This window comes from Luteibacter sp. 9135, assembly GCF_000745005.1.
GTDB lineage: Bacteria > Pseudomonadota > Gammaproteobacteria > Xanthomonadales > Rhodanobacteraceae > Luteibacter.
Genome location: NZ_JQNB01000001.1, coordinates 1,801,411 through 1,824,544 on the forward strand (window position 1 = coordinate 1,801,411; position 23,134 = coordinate 1,824,544).

21 protein-coding genes are annotated in these 23,134 nt (G+C 67.7%); 7 read left to right on the forward strand and 14 right to left on the reverse strand.

Annotated elements, in window-relative coordinates; translation table 11 throughout:
- Nucleotides 1-102: 102 nt before the first annotated feature.
- The 8 genes from FA89_RS07645 to FA89_RS07680 are packed head-to-tail and all read right to left on the reverse strand — an operon-like array spanning nt 103 to nt 10,256.
- Nucleotides 103-1,626, reverse strand: a complete 1,524-nt coding sequence (locus tag FA89_RS07645; protein WP_036139762.1) for a CoA-acylating methylmalonate-semialdehyde dehydrogenase — start codon at nt 1,624-1,626, stop codon at nt 103-105.
- 25 nt (nt 1,627-1,651) lie between these two features.
- Complete coding sequence (gene iolB, locus FA89_RS07650; RefSeq protein WP_036139764.1) at nt 1,652-2,449, reverse strand: 5-deoxy-glucuronate isomerase; 798 nt, start codon at nt 2,447-2,449, stop codon at nt 1,652-1,654.
- The gene (iolE, locus tag FA89_RS07655) at nt 2,446-3,354 is read right to left on the reverse strand and encodes a myo-inosose-2 dehydratase (RefSeq protein ID WP_036139766.1); all 909 of its coding nucleotides are present in this window, start codon (nt 3,352-3,354) and stop codon (nt 2,446-2,448) included. Before iolE ends, iolB begins: the two co-directional genes overlap by 4 nt.
- Nucleotides 3,351-5,252 (reverse strand): 3D-(3,5/4)-trihydroxycyclohexane-1,2-dione acylhydrolase (decyclizing), encoded by a 1,902-nt coding sequence (gene iolD / locus FA89_RS07660; RefSeq protein ID WP_036139768.1) that lies wholly within the window; start codon nt 5,250-5,252, stop codon nt 3,351-3,353. Before iolD ends, iolE begins: the two co-directional genes overlap by 4 nt.
- A complete protein-coding gene (locus FA89_RS07665) occupies nt 5,249-7,219 on the reverse strand; it encodes a bifunctional 5-dehydro-2-deoxygluconokinase/5-dehydro-2-deoxyphosphogluconate aldolase (protein ID WP_036139770.1) in 1,971 nt (656 codons plus the stop codon). Before FA89_RS07665 ends, iolD begins: the two co-directional genes overlap by 4 nt.
- Nucleotides 7,220-7,234: 15 nt before the next feature.
- Complete coding sequence (locus FA89_RS07670; RefSeq protein ID WP_036139772.1) at nt 7,235-8,023, reverse strand: ATP-binding cassette domain-containing protein; 789 nt, start codon at nt 8,021-8,023, stop codon at nt 7,235-7,237.
- An 11-nt stretch (nt 8,024-8,034) separates the two neighbouring features.
- Complete coding sequence (locus FA89_RS07675; protein WP_081916390.1) at nt 8,035-9,195, reverse strand: ABC transporter permease; 1,161 nt, start codon at nt 9,193-9,195, stop codon at nt 8,035-8,037.
- A 17-nt stretch (nt 9,196-9,212) separates the two neighbouring features.
- Complete coding sequence (locus FA89_RS07680) at nt 9,213-10,256, reverse strand: sugar ABC transporter substrate-binding protein (RefSeq protein WP_036139774.1); 1,044 nt, start codon at nt 10,254-10,256, stop codon at nt 9,213-9,215.
- Between the two features lie 203 nt (nt 10,257-10,459).
- Between FA89_RS07680 and FA89_RS07685 the strand changes: the two genes are divergently transcribed.
- From FA89_RS07685 to FA89_RS07705, 5 genes are read left to right on the forward strand one after another with little or no spacing between them, the layout of a single operon-like run.
- Nucleotides 10,460-11,326, forward strand: a complete 867-nt coding sequence (locus tag FA89_RS07685) for a MurR/RpiR family transcriptional regulator (RefSeq protein ID WP_036139776.1) — start codon at nt 10,460-10,462, stop codon at nt 11,324-11,326.
- Nucleotides 11,319-12,311: an inositol 2-dehydrogenase gene (iolG, locus tag FA89_RS07690; protein ID WP_036139777.1), complete on the forward strand. Its 993-nt coding sequence runs from the start codon at nt 11,319-11,321 to the stop codon at nt 12,309-12,311. The genes FA89_RS07685 and iolG overlap by 8 nt, the downstream gene beginning before the upstream one ends.
- Nucleotides 12,312-12,313: 2 nt before the next feature.
- Nucleotides 12,314-13,327 (forward strand): Gfo/Idh/MocA family oxidoreductase, encoded by a 1,014-nt coding sequence (locus tag FA89_RS07695; RefSeq protein ID WP_036139778.1) that lies wholly within the window; start codon nt 12,314-12,316, stop codon nt 13,325-13,327.
- A gap of 53 nt (nt 13,328-13,380) precedes the next feature.
- Nucleotides 13,381-14,613, forward strand: a complete 1,233-nt coding sequence (locus tag FA89_RS07700) for an MFS transporter (protein WP_036139781.1) — start codon at nt 13,381-13,383, stop codon at nt 14,611-14,613.
- A gap of 30 nt (nt 14,614-14,643) precedes the next feature.
- Nucleotides 14,644-15,042, forward strand: coding sequence for a hypothetical protein (locus tag FA89_RS07705; protein ID WP_036139783.1), 399 nt, complete (start codon nt 14,644-14,646; stop codon nt 15,040-15,042).
- Between the two features lie 3 nt (nt 15,043-15,045).
- Here FA89_RS07705 and FA89_RS07710 read toward each other — a convergent pair whose 3' ends face one another.
- From FA89_RS07710 to FA89_RS07725, 4 genes are read right to left on the reverse strand one after another with little or no spacing between them, the layout of a single operon-like run.
- Nucleotides 15,046-15,810 (reverse strand): prolyl oligopeptidase family serine peptidase, encoded by a 765-nt coding sequence (locus tag FA89_RS07710; protein ID WP_051938612.1) that lies wholly within the window; start codon nt 15,808-15,810, stop codon nt 15,046-15,048.
- A 34-nt stretch (nt 15,811-15,844) separates the two neighbouring features.
- The gene (cls, locus tag FA89_RS07715) at nt 15,845-17,266 is read right to left on the reverse strand and encodes a cardiolipin synthase (protein WP_036139785.1); all 1,422 of its coding nucleotides are present in this window, start codon (nt 17,264-17,266) and stop codon (nt 15,845-15,847) included.
- A gap of 29 nt (nt 17,267-17,295) precedes the next feature.
- On the reverse strand, nt 17,296-18,663 hold the full coding sequence (locus tag FA89_RS07720; RefSeq protein WP_036139788.1) for an FAD/NAD(P)-binding protein: 1,368 nt from the start codon (nt 18,661-18,663) through the stop codon (nt 17,296-17,298).
- 46 nt (nt 18,664-18,709) lie between these two features.
- Nucleotides 18,710-19,291, reverse strand: coding sequence for a cysteine dioxygenase (locus FA89_RS07725; RefSeq protein ID WP_036143887.1), 582 nt, complete (start codon nt 19,289-19,291; stop codon nt 18,710-18,712).
- A 1,024-nt stretch (nt 19,292-20,315) separates the two neighbouring features.
- Between FA89_RS07725 and FA89_RS07730 the strand changes: the two genes are divergently transcribed.
- Nucleotides 20,316-20,609 (forward strand): hypothetical protein, encoded by a 294-nt coding sequence (locus FA89_RS07730; protein WP_036139790.1) that lies wholly within the window; start codon nt 20,316-20,318, stop codon nt 20,607-20,609.
- Nucleotides 20,610-20,633: 24 nt separating this feature from the next.
- Here FA89_RS07730 and FA89_RS07735 read toward each other — a convergent pair whose 3' ends face one another.
- Nucleotides 20,634-21,302 carry an energy transducer TonB gene (locus FA89_RS07735; RefSeq protein ID WP_036139793.1) on the reverse strand — a complete coding sequence of 223 codons (669 nt, stop codon included), beginning with the start codon at nt 21,300-21,302 and terminating at the stop codon, nt 20,634-20,636.
- 174 nt (nt 21,303-21,476) lie between these two features.
- On the reverse strand, nt 21,477-22,304 hold the full coding sequence (locus FA89_RS19150; RefSeq protein ID WP_051938613.1) for a universal stress protein: 828 nt from the start codon (nt 22,302-22,304) through the stop codon (nt 21,477-21,479).
- A 124-nt stretch (nt 22,305-22,428) separates the two neighbouring features.
- Between FA89_RS19150 and trhA the strand changes: the two genes are divergently transcribed.
- Nucleotides 22,429-23,097 (forward strand): PAQR family membrane homeostasis protein TrhA, encoded by a 669-nt coding sequence (gene trhA, locus FA89_RS07745; protein WP_036139795.1) that lies wholly within the window; start codon nt 22,429-22,431, stop codon nt 23,095-23,097.
- The last annotated feature ends 37 nt before the right edge of the window (nt 23,098-23,134 follow it).

Consider the following 23,134-nt stretch of genomic DNA (forward strand, 5'->3'; position numbering starts at 1 on the left):
GAAAATTTATGCTTTTGCGTTTATGGCTTTTGATTATCTAAGTTGCAACGCACAATAGCTCCCCGCGCGTCCAACCCGCCGCATCATAATGTTTTTGTCAGACTAATGTGTGGGCATCGCGAATTCCGCCCCTGCACTTTCGTCGTGGTTCAGCCAGCGCTGTGTGACAGCTTTCTGTCTTGTGTAGAAGCGCACAGATTCCGGGCCGTGGGCGTGGTGGTCTCCCATCAGGCTCTTCTTCCAGCCGCCGAAGCTGTGGAAGGCCATCGGCACGGGGATGGGGATGTTGATGCCGATCATGCCTACCTGAACGCGGTGGGCGAACTCGCGCGCCACCTGGCCGTCGCGGGTGAAGATGGCCGTGCCGTTGCCGAATTCATGCTCGTCCACCAGTTTCAGCGCACTGGCGAAATCCGGCACGCGAACGACGCAGAGCACGGGTCCGAAGATTTCTTCCTTGTAGATGCGCATGGCGGGGGTGACGCGGTCGAACAGCGTGCCGCCCACGAAAAAGCCCTGTTCGCAACCGGCGACCTGGTAGCCGCGGCCGTCCACGACCAGCTCGGCACCGGCCGCTTCGCCGTCGTCGATGTAGTGGGTGATGCGGTCGCGATGCATGCCGGTGACCACCGGGCCCATCTCGATCGTCTCGTCCAGGCCATGGCCGATGCGCAGCGCCTTCACCCGCGGCGCGAGCTTCGCCACCAGCGCATCGGCGGTGGCCTCGCCGACGGCGACGGCCACGGATATCGCCATGCAGCGCTCACCGGCGGCACCGTAACCCGCGCCCATCAGTGCATCCGCCGTCTTGTCGAGGTCGGCGTCGGGCATGACGATCATGTGGTTCTTCGCGCCGCCCAGTGCCTGTACGCGTTTGCCCCTGGCGGAACCCTGCGCATAGATGTATTCGGCAATCGGCGTGGAACCGACGAAGCTCACCGCGCGAACCAGCGGATGTTCCAGCAGGGCATCCACGGCGGTCTTGTCGCCATGCACCACGTTGAACACGCCGTCGGGAAGCCCGGCTTCCTGCAGCAGCCGGGCCAGCTCCACCGCCAGCGACGGATCGCGTTCGGACGGCTTCAATACGAAGGTGTTGCCGCAGGCCAGCGCCATGGGGAACATCCACATCGGCACCATGGCGGGGAAGTTGAACGGGGTGATGCCGGCGCACACGCCCAGCGCCTGGCGCATCGTCCAGGCATCGATACCGTTGGCGATCTGTTCGGTGTACTCACCCTTGAGCAGTTCCGGGATGCCGCAGGCGTATTCGACCACTTCCAGCCCGCGGATCACTTCGCCTTTCGCGTCGGAAAGCACCTTGCCGTGTTCGGCCACGATGATGCGCGCGAGACGGTCGAGGTCGCGCTCGATCAGGTTCTTGAAACGGAACATCACGCGCGCGCGCTTGAGCGGCGGCGTGTCGGACCATGCCGGGAACGCGGCATGCGCCGCGCGCACGGCGGCATCGACGTCGACGACCGACGCGAGGTCCACCTCGGCCGCGGGCACGCCGCGCGCCGGGTCGTAGACCGGTGCCGTGCCGGAGGGCGAGCCGGTATAGGGCTTGCCGTCGATGAAATGGCCGATACGGGGAAGGGAGGAAGCGGAAGGCTGGGCGGACATGTTCGGTTACTCCGATGCGGCGCGGTCAGCGCGCGATCATCCATTCGTGGGCGGGATCGTTGCGGAAGTGCCAGGCGCGGCTCGGGCCGGCCATGACATTGAGGTAGTAGCCGCGGTAGCCGTGCGGCATCACCACCGGGTGGTAGCCGCGCGGCACCATCACCACGTCGTGGTTGCCGACGGCCATCGACTCGTCGATGTCGCGCTCGTCGGTGTAGACACGCTGGAAGGCAAAACCCTGCGGCGGATCGACGCGATGGTAGTAGGTCTCTTCCAGCACGCTTTCTTCCGGCAGGGCGTCGGTGTCGTGCTTGTGCGGTGGGTAGCTGGACGAATGCCCTGCCGGGGTCAGCACCTCGACCACCAGCAGCGACTCCGCGTCTTCCGTCTCCGGCAGGATGTCGCACACGTAGCGTGTGTTGGCGCCGGTGCCGCGCGTGGAGCGCTTCATCGAGGCGGGGTCGATCAGGCGCGCCGGAAACTTGCCGGTGGCCGGCGCGGACGCCAGCGCAAGCTCGGCGTCGGTGTGCGCGGTTACCGTGTAAACCGATGAGGGCGGCGCATACACCGCATGCGGCGCGCGGTCCTCGAACACACTGGCGCGTCCGTCGAGGTCCTTCCACGACTGGCCTGCAACCGCGATGTCCACGCGGCCCACGAGCACCACCAGGCAGCCTTCGCGACGTTCCGGTAGCGCGATCTCGACGGTGGAGCCCGCCACGATGCGACGCGCCTCGAAACCCACGTGCTTCCAGTGGGCGGTTTCCGGCGTGACCTTGACGATCGCCTCGCCGGTGGGCATGGCCTTGACCAGCAGGCTCATGCGGCCTCCCCGACCGTCGCGCGGTCCAGCAGGTTACGCAGTGTGTCGTAGCCTTTCTTGGCGAAGGCATAGCTGGGTGCCACGGACGGGTCCTGCTCGGCCTCGACCACCAGCCAGCCGGTGTACCCGTGGGTTTTCAGCCGATCGATGATGGCCGCGAAATCGATCACGCCGTCGCCCGGCACGGTAAAGGCGCCGTTGAGCACGGACTCGAGGAAGGTCCAGTGGCGGTTGCGTGCCAGGCGGACCACCCCGGGGCGCACATCCTTGCAGTGCACGTGGCAGATGCGGCCGATGTGGCGGTCGAGCACGGCCAGCGGATCGCCGCCGCCGAAGTACGTGTGGCCGCTGTCGAACAACAGGCCCACCTCGTCGCCGGTGTGGGCCATCAGCTGGTCCACGTCCTCGGGCGATTCCACATAGGCGCCCATGTGATGGTGGTAGGCCAGCCGCACGCCGTGCGACAGCGTGAACGTCGCGAACGCGGTGAGGTTGTCGCCGTAGCGTTTCCAGTCGTCGGCCGTGCGGAAGCGCGGGCGCTTGTATAGCGGCACCGGCTCACCCTGGATGGCGTGGGCCACCTCGCCGTAGACCATGACCTTGCAGCCGTTCTCGGCCAGCAGACGGAGGTGTTTCTCCACGGCCACGGTTTCATCCTTCGCGGAGCGCTCGGCCACGCGTCCGGAATACCAGCCGGACACCACGTCCAGGCCGTAGCCGGCCATCAGGTCGCGCAGCGCGGCCGGCTCCTTCGGGAACTTGTTGCCCAGCTCGAAGCCCTCGTAGCCGATGGCCTTGCCTTCGGTGAGCGCGGTGGACAGCGGGATCTCGCCGCCGAGCGAGGGCAGGTCGTCGTTGCTCCAGGAGATCGGGTTGATGCCGATGCGGATGGGATCGTTTTTCATGTGGGCGTGTTCCTGGTCTTGCGGGCCACGATGGCGGTGTCGTAACCGGCGCGGGCGTCGCGCACGGCATCGCGCGACGATACTTCGGGAATCGCCACCTCCCACCATGCGCCGCCTTCGTCCGTGGTGCGCGTGTGGTCGGTGTCGATGCTGATGAGGTAGGTACGGTCGGCGGCGCGTGCGCGTTCCATGGCGGCCTCCAGGCCGGCGATGTCGGCGACGTGCTCGGCGATCGCGCCCATGGCGCGGGCATGCGCGGCGAAGTCGATGGTGGGTGCGCCGTGCCGGCCCTGCACGCAATCGTCGAACATGTTGTTGAACGCGGCGCTGCCGGTGGACTGTTGCAGCCGGTTGATGCAGCCGTAACCGCGGTTGTCCAGCACCACGACGATGAGCTTGGCGTCGAGCATCACCGAGGTGGCGATCTCGGAATTCATCATGAGGTAGCTGCCGTCGCCGACCATGACCACCACCTCGCGGTCGGGCAGGGCCATCTTCACGCCCAGGCCGCCGGCGATCTCATAACCCATGCACGAGTAGCCGTATTCCATGTGGTAACCGCCGGGTGTTTCGGTGCGCCACAGCTTTTCCAGTTCCGCCGGTAGCGTGCCCGCGGCGCAGACGACCACGTCGTCTTGCGTGGAGCGTGACGACGAGCGTTGCACGGCACCGATCACTTCGCCGTCGTAGGGCAGGCGGCCTGCCGGCGGCTGGCGGGCATCCGTGGTGCGCGCCACGATGTCCAGCCATGCCCCGGCCAACTGGCGCGCGCGCAATGTCCAGGCTTCCGGAGCGGTCCAGTCCTCCAGGCCGAAGCCCAGGTCGTCCAGCACGCGTGCGGCATCCCCGATCACTTCCAGGCCGTTGCCCTTGAGCGCGTCGAACGTGTTGACGTTGACCGAGAGGATCGGCACGTGGGCGAACAGGGCGTTGGAGCCTGTGGTGAAGTCCTGCAGTCGCGTGCCCACGGCGATCACCAGGTCGGCGTCGCGCAGCAGGGCGTTGGCGGCGGTGGAGCCGCAGACGCCCGCGGGGCCGAGATGCAGCGGGTGGTTCCACGGCAGCACGCCCTTGCCGGCCTGGGTCTCGCACACGGGCACGCCGTGCTTGTCGGCAAAGGCCAGCAATTGCGGGGTGGCCCTGGCGTACAGGGCACCGCCGCCGGCCACGATGACCGGACGCTCGGCCGCCTCGATGGCGTCCAGCGCGTGCATCAGTTCGTCGTCGGTGGGCTGCGGCGCGCGGAACACGATCTCGCGCGGCTCGAAGAAGGCCAGCGGCCAGTCGTACGCCTCGGCCTGCACGTCCTGCGGCAACGCCAGCGTCACCGGGCCGCAGAGGGCGGCATCGGTGAGCGCGCGGATGGCCCGTGGCAGCGCCGTCAGCAACTGTTCCGGACGCACGATGCGGTCGAAGTAGCGGGACACCGGACGCAGGCAGTCGTTGACCGAGACGGTGCCGTCGCCGAAATCCTCCAGCTGTTGCAGCACCGGATCCGGTGCGCGCGAGACGAAGATGTCGCCGGGCAGCAACAGCACCGGCAGGCGGTTGACGTGAGCCAGCGCCGCCGCCGTCACGAGGTTGGTGGCACCCGGTCCGATGGACGTGGTGACGGCCATCATCCGCCGGCGCATGTGCGCTTTGGCGTAGGCGATGGCGGTATGCGCCATCGCCTGTTCGTTGTGCGCGCGATACGTCGGCAGCGTGTCGCGGATGCCGTGCAGCGCTTCACCCAGCCCGGCCACGTTGCCGTGGCCGAAGATGGCGAAGACCCCGCCGAACAGCGGCGCCGACACATCGCTGTCCGGATCGCGGCCCTGCAGTGCGGCGAGGTAACGGACCAACGCCTGCGCCGTGGTCAGCCGGACGGTGGCCGGGGGAGAGGAGGGCGTGGTCATGCCGCGGCGCCTTCCCGCATCGGCGCCTGCGGGGCACGACGGCCTTCGCGCCACAGGGCGATCATCCGTTCGAACGCCGCACGCGCCTGGGCGACCAGCGTCTCATCGTCGATCCGCCCCGCCAGCCAGGCTTTCGCCGGTTCGCTGAACAAGGTGCGGCCCACCGCGAAGCCGCGGCACGTGGTGCTCTCCAGGGCATCGGCGAAGCCGGCCGCCAGGACTTCTTCCGGGGCATTCAGGCCGAGCAGCAGCACGCCCCGGCAATGCGGGTCGCGCTCGGCGATCAGGGCGTCGATGCCTTGCCAGGCGTCGCGCTGCGGCGGGCAAAGCTTCCACCAGTCGGGGCGGATGCCGAGGTTGTAGATGCGTTTCATCGAGCGCAGCACCAGCTCGTCGCGCTGGGCGGGGCCGCCCGTGCACGGCGGGATGATTTCCAGCAGCAGCTCGTGGCCGCTGATGACGGCGGCGTCGTAGAGCGAACGGATCTGGGTTTCCTGTTCCACGCGTTCCATGGGCGTGGCATCGGGATCGAAGGCCACGAGGCACTTGATGACGTGCTCGCGCGGCCACGCGATCAGCTGGCTGCCGATGGAGCGGCCGCGTTCGAGTTCGAGAGGACTGGAGCCCGGCACTTCCACCGGGCGGCCGATCCACCAGCCGCGACCGGTGGCCGCGTTCAGTGCGTTCTGGCCGTAGCGGTCGTCGGCCAGCAGGCCGACATGGCCCTGCAGGTGGCCGGCGCGTTCGGTGGCGGCCACCGCCTCCACGAGCAGCTCCTTCAGGCGCGGCAGCCGGGCTTCGTCGCCGCCGGCTTCGCGGGTCAGCTCGAAGAACGGCACCCGGTGGTCGAAGGCGAACACATAGAGGTCGTTCCATGCCTTGCGCGGTACGGCGGTGCGATGCAGGTGGGACAGCTCGGCGTCGCGATCGGGCCGCGGGATGCCGCCCTCGCGCGCCAGGAAGGCGTCCAGTTCCGCACGGGCGGGCATGGCCGGTGCGCAGCCGTGGCGGGACACCACGATGGCGCCGCAGGCATTGGCGAACGCGCAGGCCTGCGCCACGGACTCGCCGTCCAGCCAGCCGGTCAGGAAGCCGGAGAGGAAGGCATCGCCCGCGCCGAGCACGTTCAGCACCTCCACGCGCGCACCGCGGTAGGTGGGGGCGTCGTCGATGCGCTCGGGAATGGGGCCGTCGATCACGCTGCAGCCGATGGCGCCACGCTTGACCACCAGCGTGGCGGCGCTGATGCCACGCACTGCGCGCAGTGCCGCCAGCAGGTCTTCACTGCCGCCGGCGATATGGAATTCTTCTTCCGTGCCGACGATCAGGTCGAAGCCCGGCAGGCTGGCCTGCAAATGTGCGGTGACATGATCGGCGGCCACGAAGCGGCGTTCGCCGTCGCCCTTGCCCGTCAGGCCCCAGAGCACCGGGCGGTAATCGATGTCGAGCACCGTACGCACGTCGTGCTGGCGGGCCAGGTCGATGGCGCGGGTGGCGGCGGCATGCACGCCCGGCTGCGACAGGTGCGTGCCGGTGATGGCCAGTGCGCGGCAGCGGGCAATGAAGGCCTCGTCGATATCCTCCGTGGTCAGCCCCATGTCGGCGCAGTTGTCGCGATAGAACAGCAGCGGAAACGTCTCGCGATCCTTGATGCCCAGGATGGCCAGGGCGGTGAGCCGGTCCGTGTCCACCGTGACCTGACTGATGTCACAGCCTTCCGCTTCCAGCGTCTCGGTGAGGAAGCGGCCCATGTGATCGTCGCCGACGCGGGCGAGCATGGCCGAGCGCAGGCCCAGCCGTGCCGTGCCGAAGGCGACGTTGGCCGAAGATCCACCGAGGTACTTGGCGAAACTGGTGGCGTCCTCCAGGCGGGCGCCGATCTGCTGGGCGTAGAGATCCACCGCGAGCCGGCCGAGGCAGGCGACGTCGATGGGGCGGGAGGCGGAACGGGGCAGGAGACTACGCATGGGGTTTTTCCGTGTTCAGGCCGCGCGGCCTTCCAGTTCGTCGACCAGGCTCTGGATCTCTGTGCCGCCGGCCATCATGTCGAGCACGGCTTCCTTGGTGACATCCGCCTTGGCGAAGGTGCCCATGGACTGGCCGCGGTTCAATAGCGTGAAGCTGTCCGCGATGGGGTAGGCGTGGTGCACGTTGTGGGTGATGAAGATCACCGAGATGCCACGCTCGCGCGCCTTGTGGATCAGCTTGAGCACGTTGCAAGACTGCTTGACGCCCAGGGCCGCCGTGGGCTCGTCCAGGATCAGCACCTTGGCGCCGAAATGGATGGCGCGGGCGATGGCCAGGCACTGCCGCTCGCCGCCGGACATGGTGCCCACCGGCTGGCTGGCGTCGCGCACGCGGATGCCCATCTCGGCGAGTTTCTCGCGAGCGGTCTCGTTGGCGTACTGCATGTCGATGACGGGGATCAGGCCGAACATCTTCCGGCGCGGCTCGCGCCCGGCGAAGAAGTTGCGCGCGACGCTCATCAGCGGCACCAGGGCCAGGTCCTGGTAAACGGTGGCGATGCCATCGTCCAGCGCCTCGCGGGGCGAGCTGTATTTCACGGCGCGTCCCTCGACCCGGTATTCGCCCGTGCTGGGCTGGTGCACGCCGGCCAGCGTCTTGATCAGCGTCGATTTGCCGGCGCCGTTGTCGCCGAGCAGGCAGTGCACCTCGCCACGGCGCAGGCGGAGCGTCACGCCCTGCAGGGCGATCACGGTGCCGAAGAACTTGCTGACGTTGTCCAGTTCGAGAATGTAATCGTCGGCCATGGGGGCGGTCCTCACTTGGTGCTCGCAGCGCGGCTGCGGATGTAGTGGTTGAACAGCACCGCCAGCAGCAACATCCCGCCGAGGAAGACGCGGTACCAGTCCGAATCGATGTTGGTGTACGAGATGCCGATCTGCACGACGCCGAAGATCAGTGCGCCGAAGCAGGCGCCGATCACCGAGCCGAAGCCGCCGGTGAGCAACGCACCGCCGATCACCACGGCGATGATGGCTTCGAACTCTTTCTGCAGGCCGCGATCCGCAGCGGCCGAGCCCACGTCGGCCACCTGCAGCACGCCGAACAGGCAGGCGCAGAAGGCGGTGAGTACGAACAGTGAAACCTTGACCCGGCGCACCGGGACGCCGACGTTCTTGGCCGCGTTGGCGTCACCGCCGACGACGAAGATCCAGTTGCCGAAGCGGGTGCGCGCCAGCACGAAGCCAGCGGCCAGACCCATCACCAGCCACCACACCAGCACCTTGGGGATGCCACCGACGACCGGGTCGCCGCTGGGCAGCTTCTCGATCAGGTTCATGCCGGCCAGCGCGGTGAACAGCCAGTGCAGCGTGGTGCCGGAGAACAGCGCGTTGATCACCGGGTCTTCCGCGAACTTGTCGCCCACGCCGCTGACGATGGTGCTGTTGGCGAAGCTGGTGGACAGCACCAGCGTCAGGCCGCGCAGGATGAACATGAAGGCGAGGGTGACGATGAACGACGGCAACCGGGTGCGTACCACCAGGTAACCGTTGAGCGCGCCCAGCGCCATGCAGCCGACGAAGGCGAAGATCACCGATGCCCACAGCGGCCAACCCATGTACATCGGTGGAATGGCGACCAGCACGCCGGCGAAGCCGATCATCGATCCCATCGACAGGTCGAACTCGCCGGCGATCATCAGCAGGCAGGCGCCCACGGCCAGGATGCCGAGGTACGCCGCCACCTGTGCCCAGTTGATCACGCCATCGAGTGCGAACATGCCCGACCCGCGGGCGAAGATGCCGAAGAAGACGAAGACGAGCACGGTGCCCGCGATCGACCCGAGCTCGGGCCGGTCGAGGAGAATGCGCCACGGGGATACCCGTCGCACGCGTTCGTCCGTGGAGGTCGGTGCTTCCGGCGCGTTCGCACGGTTGGACTGGATCATGTTGGACACGCTCTCATTGATGGCGCTCATGGTTCACTCCCCGACGATCAGCGGTACTGACCGGCGTATTTCTCGACGGTGGCCACGTTGTCCTTCGTGACGAAGGCCGGGCCGGAGCTGACCCCCGTGGCGGTATAGACGGGCTTGAGGTCGTACTGCTTCAGGCGGGCCTGGAACTTCGGGTTGGCCTTGATGGCTTCGATGATCTTGGCCGGGTCCTTGGTGTTCTGGTCGTGCGCGATCACCAGCGCGGCGATGCCCATGTAGCCCTGCAGGTACGGCTGCTGGTCGATGGCGTACTGGATCGTGCCGGACTTGATGCCGCCGATGATGGCGGGCGACAGGTCGAAGGTGCCGAAGTCGATCTTGCCGGCCAGGTGCATGTCGTTGACCACCTTGATGGTCGGCTCCGCGGCGTTGGGGCCGAGGGCGAGGATCGCCTGGGTCTTCGGGTTGCTGCGCAGGTACGCGCTGACCTTGCTGGCGACCACGGTCGGGTCCATGCCCGAGTCGATCATCGACGTCTTGCGCCAGTCCTTCACGCCGATGGCCTCGGCAAAGCCCTTGCAGCGCTCGAACGAGGCGTTGTTGGTGGCGTAGTGGTTGATGCAGACGAAGCTGGTGATGCCCTTGGCCTTGGCGCGCTCACCGGCTGCCTTGCCGGCGTCGTATTCGCCCTGGCCCACGTGCATGATCGCGCCGATTTTCCTGCTCTCCTCGGGAGTGCCGGAGTTGATGGTGACGATGGGGATGCCCTTGGCCGAGATCTTCGCCGCCGGGGCCTTGAGCACGGCGTAGCTGGCGATATCGAAGGACACGCCCTTGTAGTTGCGGGCGGCGGCGGATTCGAGCTGGCGGGCCATTTCGGACAGGTCGCCGTTGCCGGAGCCGCGGTAGTCGACCTCGACGCCGAAATCCTCACCCGCCTGCTTGATGGCGTTCTTGATGGTGTTCCACCAGGAATCGGAATCGGCGGCGTGGGAGACCAGGACGTAACGGTCGCCGGGCGCGGCCTGCGAGGCAGGGGCGGCGAGGCCGAGACCGAGGGCGAGAGCCGCCGCCAACGAAGCGTGGAAAAGTTTGGATCGCATATAGCCTCCACAGGTGACCGCGGCGCGGTCGGGTGATGGGTATCGAACTGCGACGACGGCCGCGTGGCCGCGGTGTGTGCCGAAAGCGAGCCGAGCATGGACCTGCCGTTCCACGGTTGCAATTTGCATTGCAGCAAAAAAAATAAATGGAAAATATGTTCCATACCGTGGTTGAATGCCGCCGGTCCCCCCTGGAGTGCCCCATGGCCAAACGCGACGAAGCCGATGCCCTCATGCAGCGCATCGCGGAGGAATTCGAGGCCTTGCCGCGGCAGTTGCAGGGCGTGGCCCGGTACCTTGAGGAACATCGTGGTTCCATCATGGTCCAGCGTGTCGGTGAGATTGCCGAGGGCTGCGGCGTGCACGCGTCGGCCGTGGTCCGTTTCGCCCAGCGCTTCGGCTATTCCGGCTTCACCGAGATGCAGGCGGTGTTCCGCAACGCCTTCACGGCGCAGGCGACGCCACAGCGCAGCTACCAGCAGCGCATCCGCAGCGTCATCAAGGGCGGCAAGGGTAGCCTGCCCGCGGTGGAGATCGCCTCGCGTTTCATCGACGCCAGCCGGGCCGGCCTGGACGAGTTGGCCGCCGAGATCGATGAGGTACGCTTCCAGAAAGCGGTGGACATGCTGGCCGCCGCCGAGAACATCTACGTGATCGGCGTGCGCCGTTCGTTCGCCATCGCCACCTATATCGCCTACGCGTTGCAGCACACGCCCAAGCGGGTGCACCTGGTCAGCGGACTGGGTGGCATGTTCCGCGAACAGCTGCGCAGCATCGGCAAGGGCGACGCGCTGATCGCCATCAGCTTCCCGCCGTTCGGCAAGGAAACGCTTTACGCCATGCGCGTGGCGCAGCAGCACAAGGCCGGCGTGCTCGGTATCACCGAGAGCGACCTGGGCCCGCTGGCGCGGCATTCGGATGTGTTACTCAAGGTGAAGGAGGGCAGCGCGTTCGCCTTCCGCGGACTCACCAGCACCATGTGCCTGTGCCAGGCGCTGTTCGTCGCGCTGGCCTACAAGCTCGAACTGACCGTCGAAGAAACACTTCCCCGAGGAGAATACGATGATTGAAGTAGCCGTTTTCGGTGCCGGGCGCATCGGCAAGATCCACGCGGGCAACGTCGCCCGCCACCCCGAAGCCCGCCTGCGTTACGTGGTGGACGTGCACGCGCCCTCGGCCGAGGAACTGGCGGGCAAGCACGGCGCGAAGGTCGCCAGTGTGGACGAAGCCCTGAACGATCCGGCCGTCGGCGCCGTGGTCATCGGCTCCAGCACCGACACGCATGCCGACCTGATCCATCGCGCGGCGGCGGCGGGCAAGGCGATCTTCTGCGAGAAGCCGGTGGACCTGGACGTGGAGCGCGCGCGCTCGTGCCAGGCCGCGGTGGAAAAGGCGGGCGTTACCTGCATGATCGCCTTCCAGCGCCGCTTCGATCCCACGTTCTCGTCGCTGAAGAAGCGGCTGGACGACGGCGAGATCGGCACGCCGGAACTGCTGGTGGTGACCAGTCGCGATCCCGGTGCCCCGCCGGTCGCCTACATCAAGAGTTCCGGCGGCATCTTCAAGGACATGCTGATCCACGATTTCGACATCTTCCGCTGGATTCTTTCCGACGAAGCGGTCAGCGTGCATGCCACCGGCAGCTGCCTTACCGATCCGGCCATCCAGGAGGCCGGTGACATCGACACCACGGCGGTCACCATCCGTACCCGTAGCGGCCGGCTCTGCCAGATCAACACCTCGCGCCGTGCCGCGTACGGCTACGACCAGCGTTTCGAGGTGCTGGGCAGCAAGGGCATGTTGCAGGCCGGCAACGTGGCGCCGACCCAGGTCGTCGCGCATACCGGGTCCAGCATCGCGCACGACCTGCCGGAGCATTTCTTCCTCGAGCGTTACCGCGAGGCGTATGCGGCGGAGATCGCCCACTTCTTCGACGCGCTGGCGGGCGGCACGCCGGTACGCACCACCATCGCCGACGGCATCAAGGCACTGGAACTGGCCGAGGCCGCCGCGCGTTCCTGGCGCGAGGGCAAGGCGATCGAGGTGAGTATCTGACCATGGCCACGCTTCGTATCGGTCTTGCCGGCCTCGGCCGGCTCGGCCAGCGCTATGCCGAGAATCTTGCGCGCGCCGTTCCACGCGCGGAACTGGCCGCCGTGTGCAGTCCGGTGGAGGCGGAGCGTGCCTGGGCCCGCGACACGCTGGATGTTGCCACCATCCATACCTCTTACGAGGACATGCTGGCCGATCCGTCGCTGGATGCCGTGTTCCTGGTTACGCCCACGTCGCTGCATGCCGCGCAGATCGCGCAGGCGCTGGACGCAGGCAAGCACGTGTTCTGCGAGAAGCCGTTGTCGCTGGAACTGGACGACTGTCGTCGCGCCGCCGCGCATGCGGCGGTGGCCGGCAAACGGGCGATGGTGGGTTTCGTACGTCGTTTCGACGACAGCTACCGGAACGCGTTCCGGCATATCGAGGCGGGTGGCATCGGCCGTCCGTTCCTGGTGTATTCGCAGACGACGGACCTGGCCGACCCGAGCGGTGCGTTCCTGAAGTTCGCGCCCACCAGCGGCGGCATCTTCCTCGACTGCAGCGTGCACGACATCGACCTGGCTCGCTGGCTGCTCGGCCGGCCGAAGGCGACCAAGGTGTACTCGACGGGCACCGTGGCGATGTATCCGCCCCTGGAAGCCATGGGCGACGTGGACAACGGCGTCGCCATCGTGGAGTTCGAGGGCGGTCGCATGGCGATGTTCTACGCGTCGCGCACGCAGGCCCATGGCCACGACACGCATACCGACGTCACCGGTACCGCCGGTCGCGTCAGCATCGGTCGCAACCCGCGCACGGACCGCGTGGAGATCGCCGATGCCCACGGTGTGCGCAACACGGTGCTGCCGTCGTTCTACGAGCGTTTCGCCCCGGCCTTCGTCACCCAGGCCCGGCATTTCGTCGACGCCGTGCTCGACGACACGCCGTTCGACCTGACGATGGACGACGCGGTGGAAGCGACGCGTATTGCCATCGCGTTGCGCGAGTCGTTGCAGACGGGGCAGCCGGTGGGGCTTTGACGAATTATTCTTCATGATGCACCGCAACACCCCCGCGCTATAATCGCTGCACCATGTCCCTACCTCCTCTCGTCCCCCAGCGCGGGCGGCGTTTCGTGATCACGGCGCGCATTCTTTCCGCCGTCGTGTTCACGTTCGTCGTCTATCTCTGCATCGGTATCCCGCTGGCCGTGTTGCCGGGCTTCGCGCACCTCGACCTCGGTTACTCGACCATCCTGGCCGGCCTCGCGGTCAGCGCGCAGTACCTCGCCACGCTGATGAGCCGGCCCTATGCCGGGCGCATGGCCGACGCGATGGGACCGAAACGCGCGGTGCTCACCGGGCTGGTCGTGCTGGCGCTCTCGGGCCTGTTCCTCGCGCTGGCCGCGCTGGTGCCGACCATCCCGGCGCTGTCGCTGGTGCTGATCCTGCTCAGCCGGCTGGGCCTGGGTTTTGCCGAGAGCTGGGTCAGCACCGGGTCGATCACCTGGGGCATCGGCGGCATCGGTGGCGAACATACCGCGCGGGTGATTTCCTGGAACGGCATCGCCACCTACGGCGGCATCGCGCTGGGTGCGCCGCTGGGTGTGACGCTCGCCCGCGACCACGGCTTCATCGCCTTGGGCATCCTTACCTTCGTGCTGGGGTTGATCGCCGTGCCGCTCGCGCTGGCGAAGGCGCGCATCGCGCCCAGCCACGGCGAGCGACTGCCGTTCAAGAGCGTGCTGTCGCGTGTCATGCCCTACGGCGTGGGCCTGGCCCTGGGCTCGATCGGTTTCGGTTCGTTGTCCACCTTCGTCGCGCTGTATTACGCCAGTCGCGGGTGGACGGACGCGGCGCTGTCGCTGTCCATCTTCGGCGGCTGCTTCATCGGTATCCGTCTCGTGTTCGGCAACGTCATCGACCGCTTCGGCGGCTATCGCGTGGCCATCGTCTCGCTGGCGATCGAGGCCTGCGGCCTGGTGGCGCTGTGGCTGGGCAGCACGCCGAATGCCACGATGGCCGGCGCGGCCCTGACCGGGGCAGGCTTCGCGCTGGTCTTCCCCGCGCTGGGCGTGGAGGCGGTGAACCGCGTCAGCACCCACAACCGCGGAGCGGCGCTGGGTGCGTATTCGGTGTTCCTGGACGTGGCGCTGGGCCTGACCGGGCCGGTTGGCGGCTGGGTGGCGGGGCTTTACGACTACCCGGCCATCTTCCTCCTCGCCGGTTTCGCCGCGCTGGCGGCGGCCCTGTTGTCGGTGTCGCTGTACCTGCGTTTCGGTCGCGACACGGATGCCCGCGGGAAAGCGGCTGCCACCCGGGCATAATGCCCCCCTGATTCCCGACGAGGTTCCCCCATGCCCTACGATCGCAGCTGGACCGGCTTCGGCATTGTCGGTGCGCTCGAGACGGGCGGCATCGCGCTGCTGGTGGGACTGGTGCTCTATGCGGTGGTGCGGGCGTTCGGCAAGGCCAACGGCTGGAGCCACGGCAAGGACATCAGCGTGGCCTTCGCGCTCACGCTGGTGCTCGCCGGCGGCCAGGACCTCTGGGACCTTTTCTACTTCAACTTCGCCCCGCTGCAGTCGATGACGCTGCTGCGCCTGAAGCTGGCGGCGGTGCACGATCCGGACGCCATCGGCCTGCGCGTGTTCTTCGAATGCGTGGGGTCGCTGGTAGGGGTGTGCCTGGGCTGGGCCGTGTTCTCCGGCGGCTTCAGGCAACTGCTGCAAGGCATGCGCACCCCCACGCCCTGACGCTCAGCGGTGGTGGGCGAACATCCAGTCCCACAGCGTCGGTGTCGCATAGGCTTTCTGCCACGAGCCGTGGTTCACGCCCGGAAACTCGGAGTACTTCACCTCGGCCTTGCGGGCCACCAGCGCCGCATGCATCTTCCGCGACTGCTCGGTGGGCACGACGTTGTCGTCGCCACCGTGGAAGATCCACACCGGTAACGCACCGACTTTCTGCGCCACCCAGGCGAAGGGGTCGCTGCCGGCCGGCACCCCCTGCACGAACAGCTGGCGGTCTTCGTCGTCGCCCAGTTGGGTGACGCCGCCGCAGATGATCGCCGCCGCGGCGAACGTGCCCGGATGATCCGCCGCGAGCTGCCACGAGCCATAACCACCCATGGACAGGCCGGTGAGGTAGAGGCGCTTGCGATCGCCATGGAACTCCATGACGCTTTTTTCCAGCGCGGCCATGGCCATGTCGGCATCGGCCTTGTCCGTCCACTCCGTGTTGTCCGGCGCCTGAGGGATCACCACCACGGCGGGGAAATCGGTGTGCTGCTTCAACCAGGGCGGCAGGCCCTGCGACAACGGCTTGAGGTTGTCGTTGCCACGCTCGCCGCTGCCATGCAGGAACAGCACCACGGCGGGATGCGGCGTGATGTCCGCGGGGACGAACACCTGATAGCGGTAGGTCCGGCCGGCCACGTCGACGCTGCGTTCGACGAACTGCGCGGGGGCGGCAGAGGCACCGACGGCGGTCATGGCGGTGAGGAAGGCGAGGGTACGAAGCATGATGAGTCCCTGGTCGGCGAGGTGGCGCGAGGCGTCAGAGTACCGGATCGAACAGGCGCGCCACATGCAGGGCCACACGCCGCAGGTACGACAGCCGCCGGTAGTCGTTGACGTTCACTTCGTCCGCGTTGGCGAAGTCCGTTTCCAGCATCGCTTCCACCTCGGCGGCGAAGGTCTCATCGACGTTCAGCGCGGCGATCTCGAAGTTCAGCCGGAAGCTGCGGTTGTCCAGGTTCATGCTGCCGACCACGGCGGTGTCCTCGTCGATCAGCATCACCTTCTGATGCACGAAGCCCGGCTGGTAGCGGAACATGCGGATGCCGGCCACCGTGGCCTCGTGCGCATAGAGCGTGCTGGCCATGAACACGGTGCGGTGGTCGGGTCGGCAGGGAATCAGGATGCGTACGTCCACCCCGCGGAACACGGCCAGGCGCAATGCCGCGAACACGGCCGGGTCCGGCACGAAGTAAGGCGTGGTGATCCAGATGCGCCGCTTCGCCGCGTGGATCACCTGGGTGAAGAACAGCGAGCAGCTTTCCTGCCGGTCGGCCGGCCCGGTGGCCACGATGAGGGTGGCGGCGCGTCCGCAGCGCTCGGGCGGGGGCGACGACGGTGGCCGCTCGCCGGTCACCCAGTACCAGTCCTCGGCGAACACCCGCTGCAGGTCGGCCACGGCCGGCCCCTCGATCTGCATGTGAGTATCGCGCCACGGTGACAGCGGTGGCGAGGCGCCGAGGTATTCGTCGCCGGCGTTGAGACCACCGACGAAGCCGCGCTCGCCATCCACCACCAGCACCTTGCGATGGTTGCGGAAGTTGAGCTGGAAGCGGTTGCGCCAGCGCCGGGTGGCGAAGCGGCGTGCTTCGACGCCGCCCTTGTGCAGGGTTTCCACGTAGCTGTCCGGCAGGGCGTGGCTGCCGATGCCGTCGTAGAGCAGGCATACACGCACACCGGCGGCGGCGCGTTCCAGCAGGGCATCGCGCAGGCGTCGGCCGAGCACGTCGTCGTGGATGATGAAGAACTGCACCAGCACGTAGCGCTCGGCGCGGGCGATGGCGGCGAACATCGCGGTGAAGGCGGCCTCCCCGTCGATGTGCAGGGCCAGCGCGTGACCGCCGTGCATGGCGCTGTTGATCATCCGCCCGATGGCGTCGTAACGCGGATCATGGACGGGGGCGGGCGGTGTCAGCAGCCCGGTGTGACCCGGGTGGGCCACCTCCTCGTGGAGCATGAAGAACCGCGCCTGGCGCTGCCGGTGCAGGTCGACGTAGCCGCCGAAGTGGCTGGCGCCCAGGAACAGGTAAGGCACCAGTGACAGGTAGGGCAGGAAGACCAGGCCCAGGGCCCAGGCGAAGGCGCCCTGGGCCGTGCGGGCATGCATGACCGCGTGCATGGCGGCCAGCACGCCGGCGGCGTGCAGGGAAAGCGCGGCGATGGCGATGAGCGTCGTGATCATACGCCGGCAGTGTCCACGTTTTCGACGTGTCAGCCCAGCAGCATGTTGGCGACGTTCTGCGCCTGCTTGCGGATTTCCGGAATGGCCGTGGATTCCCACAGGGCGCCACGCAGCATGCTGCCCATGGCGAACAGGTTGGGCCGGGCCTTGCCGTTGCCGTCCAGCAGGTGGCCGTCGGGCACGGCGCGCAGGCCCAGGCCCAGGGGATCGGGCTGGACCAGGCCGTCGACCACCAGTTGGCGCACGAGGCGATGTTCGGTGCGCTGGGTATCGGTGTTGAGGCCGACGGTCTGGACGACGAGGTCGTACGACGCCGTACTTTCCGCGCCCCCGGGCAGCGCGCGCACCACATCCAGCGTGCCTTCCGGCGACAGGCGTACCGCGCGCATGCGGCCACGCCCACGCTCGAAGCGGCCTTCGGCTTCCAGTCGTGTCGCGGCGGCGGCCACCTGCGGCGGCATGCGATGACGCGCCCGCTCCCACGCCCAACGTGCGTGACGCAGGAAACGCGACCGTTCGGCGCGTGGCAGGTCGCGCCACAGGCCCTGGGTATGCGGGCGCATGCCGTCGATCACGGTGCGCCAGTCCTTCGCGTTGGCCGTGGCCTCGCGCAACCGACGCAGCCACACGCGCACGTTCGGATCGTCCTGCATCGCCTCGACCAGTTCCGAGCCGTCGTCCGTGGGTGCGGAGGCGGCGGCCAGGTGCGGCTCGGGCAGCTTGCCGTGGCGGGACAGGGCGGTGAAGTGGGCGTTGGGCCAATGCGCCGACAGTTCGAGCAGGACGTCGACGGCGGTGAGGCCAAGCCCGATGACGAGCACGCGCAGGGGGCGATCGTCGTGCTGCACGCTGGCCAGGAACGGCCAGGGATCGGTGACGTAGCGGCCGCTGGCGATGGCGGCGTCCTCGACGCCCGCCAGGGGGCGCGGCGGCAACGAACCGATGGCCAGCACCGCGGCGTCGGCATGGGATTCCTCGTCGCCGTAGCCGATGGTCACGCCGTCGGCCGTAGGCACCAGCGCATCGGCGTCGAACGGATGCACGTTGATATCGTGGCCCAGCGAGGCGGCGTGTTTCACCGCCTGCTCCACGCGCGACTGGAGGAAATCGCCGTAGAGGCGCCGTGGCAGGAAGTCGGAACCCTTGACCGAGGGGTCCAGCGCCTGGGCGTACTCGAGGAAACCGCCCGGCTTGCTGACGAACATGCCCATGGAGGCGGCACGTACGTTCAACAGGTGGCGTTCCGAGGGCGTGCCATAGGCGATGCCACGGCCGGCCGCCGGCGCGCCGGCGTACCAGTCCAGGTGCAAGGGCCGGGGCGTACGCCGCTCCAGCAACTCACTCACCAGCGTCGCCGCTGCCGCGCCACCGCCGATGATGGCGACTTTATGAAACATGCTGTTGGTCCTTCGCCCGATGGCTGGGGTGGAGGGCCGTAGACCGTCAGGCCGTCAGGCGTCCCGCGATAATCGATTGCCTCGGTCGTGCGATCCAGTGTCCCGAGGGACCTGGTTGCTCGTACGCGAGATACTGTGCCAGATCGCCACCGTACACGTGAAGCGTGAGCGCCGTGTCGTGCCGCGACAAATTGCGGCAGCGGTGGGCGTGCGTCTCGGTGGCGTCGAACCATGTGGCGTCCCCGGGACCAAGCCACGTGCGCCCGGTGCTGCGTAGGGCGTGCTCGTCGCCGTGGGGACGGTCGAACGATTCCACTTCCAGCGCGCCCGAGATGGTGGCTTCGAGCCCCCACAGCCCGCCATGGTCGTGCACCGGCGTGACATAACCCGGCGGCCAGGCCATGACCAGCACGCTGACCGGTCGCTTCGACCGCTCGGCGAGTATCCAGCGCTCGAAGCCACGGCGACGCTCACGCAACGGCCCCAGGGCCTGGGCCAATTCCTGGCTGTGGGCATGGAGCGCACGGCCGAGATCTCGCCCCATCGAGGCGAGATCCGGGTGCTCCACGTCCGACAGGTCGAAGGCGATATCGCGCAACGTCCTGACGATGGAAAAACGCTTACCCATGGGCTGGGCCATCTCGGGAATTCACTGGAGGAAAGTGGACCACGGAGGCCGTTAAACCGTCGTAACTCTTGAGCTTGGGTCTTGGAGCAAGAGCCGGCGGGTGCCACCCTCGGGGCCACGCCTGCGGCGACCCGTCAATGAAGGGCCGCTCCGCGACCGTATATCTAATTCCCCTACGGGGCGGGTCGGGCTTCGAACGGAGGTTTCCGATTCGACATCCTGTCTCAGCGGAAACGGCCGGCCGTCCTGGCCGGCCCCCTTCGGGCTTTTTCCGTTCGAAGCCCTCGCCTGCGGCTACCGGCCCCGAGGGTGGCACCCGCCGGCTCTTTCGACGACTGAGGTTGGGTGTGGGAAAAGCTAAGAGCTGGGTTTCGCTTCGTGGCTGGGAACGCTGGCTTGCCTGCTTTGCATGGCATCGGTCGCCTTAGGTGTGTCGAGGGTTCGCGCACGTGCGTGCGCTCCTACCCCACCGGCAGACCATGCGTTGGGCATGCCACGACCTGCCCTACCCCTGGGGTAGGAGCGCACGATGTGCGCGAAAAGCCAACAAAGCGCTGACGCAGTAACCCCGAACGCTGCTTGCTCACCCACACTCGCTGCTCGCCCAACACCCCACCTCAGCTTGAGGAAGAGCCGGCGGGTAGCCCCCTCGGGGCCGGTAGCCGCAGGCGAGGGCTTCGAACGGACAAGGCCGCGTAGCGGGGCCGGCCAGGACGGCCGGCCATTTTCGCTGAGCCATGGATGGCGAATCGAAAATCCCCGTGCGAAGCCCGACCCGGGCCCGTAGGGCAAATAGATATACGGCCGCGGACGCGGCCCTTCATTGACGGGTCGCCGCAGGCGTGGCCCCGAGGGGGCTACCCGCCGGCTCTTGCTCGAACGCCCCAAGGCGCCAAGCCCCAACGCGATGCCAAAGGCGAGCCCTCCCAAAAAAGTCATCCAACGCCTTTAAACCTTCCCCCACCCAACAGCATCCTAGGCTGCGAACCCGCCCACCGGCCGGCCTGTCACGGAGTGCATTGCCATGATCGTCCTCACCTCGCTCGTTATCCTGTTCGCCGGCTTCTGGCTGGTCTTTGCGTTGGTCGGCGCCGTGCTGAAGCTGGTTTTCGGCGTCATCGGCGGCGTGTTCAGCGTGTTTGCCAGCCTGCTTGGCGCGGTGATCGGCGGTATCGCCATGCTGCTGGTGGCGCCCGTGGTCGCCCTGGCGCTGCTGCCGGTGCTGTTGCCCGTGGCCGTGCTGGCCCTGATCGTCTGGGCAATTGCGCGGGCTACCCGCCGCCAGCCCGACGTGGTGGTGATGCAGGCGCCCCGTTGAGGGCGCCTGCGCGGCACGCTTGTCTTAGAGGTTCTTCAGGTCGAACGTGATGGGGATGCGCGCCCACGCCTGCACGGTGTGGCCGTCGCGCTGGGCAGGCTGGAACCGCCACTTTGCCAGCACCTGGTCGCGTGCCGCCTTGTCCAGCACGCTGTGGCCGCTGCTGCTTTCGATCACCACGTCCAGCGGTTTTCCGGCTTCGTCCACCAGTACGCGCAGGGTGACCGTGCCCTGCATGCGGCCGCCGATGGCCATGCGCGGGTAGGCCGGCGCGGGCGCCGAGACATAGGCCAGCGTGGCCTCCACCGGTGCGCTGGGGACGTCGGCGGTGGCGGTCGGCGCCACGGTCGGTACCGCGGGCACCATCGGTGCGCTGCCCTCGTCGGTGGGCACCGCCGTCTGCACGGGTGGCGAGGTAATGGGCCGGGTCACGGTGGTGACGGTGCGGGGCGGTTTGACCGGGAGCGGCTTGAGGGCGACGGGCGGTGGCGCGGGAACGGGTTTGGGTTCGGCCATGTGTTCGATCAGTCGGATCGGTTCCTGGGCCACGGGGGCCGAGACCAGGTTGGCCACCATGGGACGCATGACGGCGACGAGTGCGGCGGCGTTGAGGGCGATCGCCGCGCTCATCGCGACGATGCGGACGGTATCCGGATGCACTCCGGCGAGGACGGACGGACGGGCGAACGACATGAGCCACCTCCTGCAACGTGGGGGAAGGTGAAGCGCGGTCGGGAAGACGGCCGGGCATGGCCGGCGGGGATCGTGTTCGGGTCCGGTTGCAGGTTAGGCAGGCTTTGGGAAAAGTTGCAAGAGGGCCGTCTGGACGGCCAAATCGGTCAGTGCTGACGCGTCAGCGCGTCGCCCTCAGTGAGCTACCAGCATCGGTACGTCCGATTGCATGAACAGGTAGCGGGTGGTGCCGCCCAGCACCATTTCCGAGAGGCGCGAACGACCCCAGGCGCCCATCACGATGAGGTCGGCGTTTTCCGCATGGGCGGTATCGAGCAGGGCGGGGCCCGGCGCGGAAGCCGCTCCGTCGCCGAGCGGGCGCACCTCGGCCTGTACGCCGTGCGTGTCCAGCCAGGTGCGGATGTCGGTATGCGGCAGGGCGCAGGTGCCCGGATCCTCGTCGCGGCTGCCGTCGATGACGGTGACGCGCGTGGCCTTGCGCAGCAGCGGCAGCGACGAGCGGACGGCCAGTGCCGATTCCCGGCTGCCGCTCCAGGCCACCAGCACGTGCTCGCCCAGCGTCCTTACGGGGGCTGCCTCGGGCACTACCAGCACGCCGCGGCTGGAGCCGAACACCGTACGCGACACCACGCCAAAACCGACGGGGGCGTCGCCACGCAGGGTGGACGAGCGCTCCATCACCAGCAGGTCGTAACCGGCGGCGGCGTGGGTCAGCACCGTGACGGTGTCGCCGTTGCCGACCCGCCAGTTGCCCTGCAAGCCGGCCGTCAGCATCAGGTCGGTCCACTCGCTGACCACGGCCCGGGCGTCGGCGGCGCGCTGGCGCACGGCATCCAGTTGCATGGGCACGGCCTCGGGCACGGTGAACGCGGCGGCCGGCAGGTCGACCACGTGCAGGGCATCCAGACGTGAGCCCAGGCGGACGGCCAGGGCGACGGCGGCGCGCAGGCCGGCACCCTGGGGCGGGAGGCGGGCGATGTGCACGAGCAGTTCGAGGGTCATGCCCCATGGAACAACGGCAGGGCCGCTCTGGTCAATCCGGGCAAAAACCTGCGGCAATGCGACCTTTTCTCGATAACGGACCGAATCGGTTATCTTCGGCGTTCGACTTATTCCGGAAAAGCCCATGTCTTTCGACAGCGCCCAGCCGCGCTATCCCCTCGGAGAAGAAGTCGCCAGCAGCGTGATTCACGGCATCGGTCTGGTGCTGAGCATTGCCGGTCTCGCCGTGCTCGTGGCGTTTTCGGTCATGTACGGCGACACGCGTACCGTGGTGGCCAGTTCGGTGTTCGGCGCCACGCTGATCCTGCTGTATGCGGCGTCCACCCTGTATCACTCCATCCCAGGCGCGGCCGCGAAGCGGGTCCTGCGTACGTGCGATCACATCGCCATCTTCCTGCTGATCGCCGGCACCTATACGCCCTTTACGCTGCTGGCGCTGCATGGCGCCTGGCGCTGGGGCCTGTTCTCCACCATCTGGACGCTGGCGATCCTCGGCAGCTTGGCCGAACTGGGCATGCTCAAGCGCTACCGCAAGGCGGCCGTGATCATGTACGTGGGGATGGGCTGGGTGGCGGCCGTCGCTGTCCAGCCACTCCGCGAGAGCGTGCCCACGGGTGGGCTGTTGCTGCTCCTGGCCGGCGGCCTGGCCTACACCGGCGGCGTGCCGTTCTACATCGCGCGCAAGCTGCCTTACCACCACGCGATCTGGCACGTCTTCGTGCTGGCCGGCAGCGTGTGCCACTTCTTCGCCGTCCTGTTTTACCTCATCCCACAGGGGCCCGCCACGCACTGAGGTGCGCGGCGGGCCGTAGCAGGCCGGGCGATGGCCC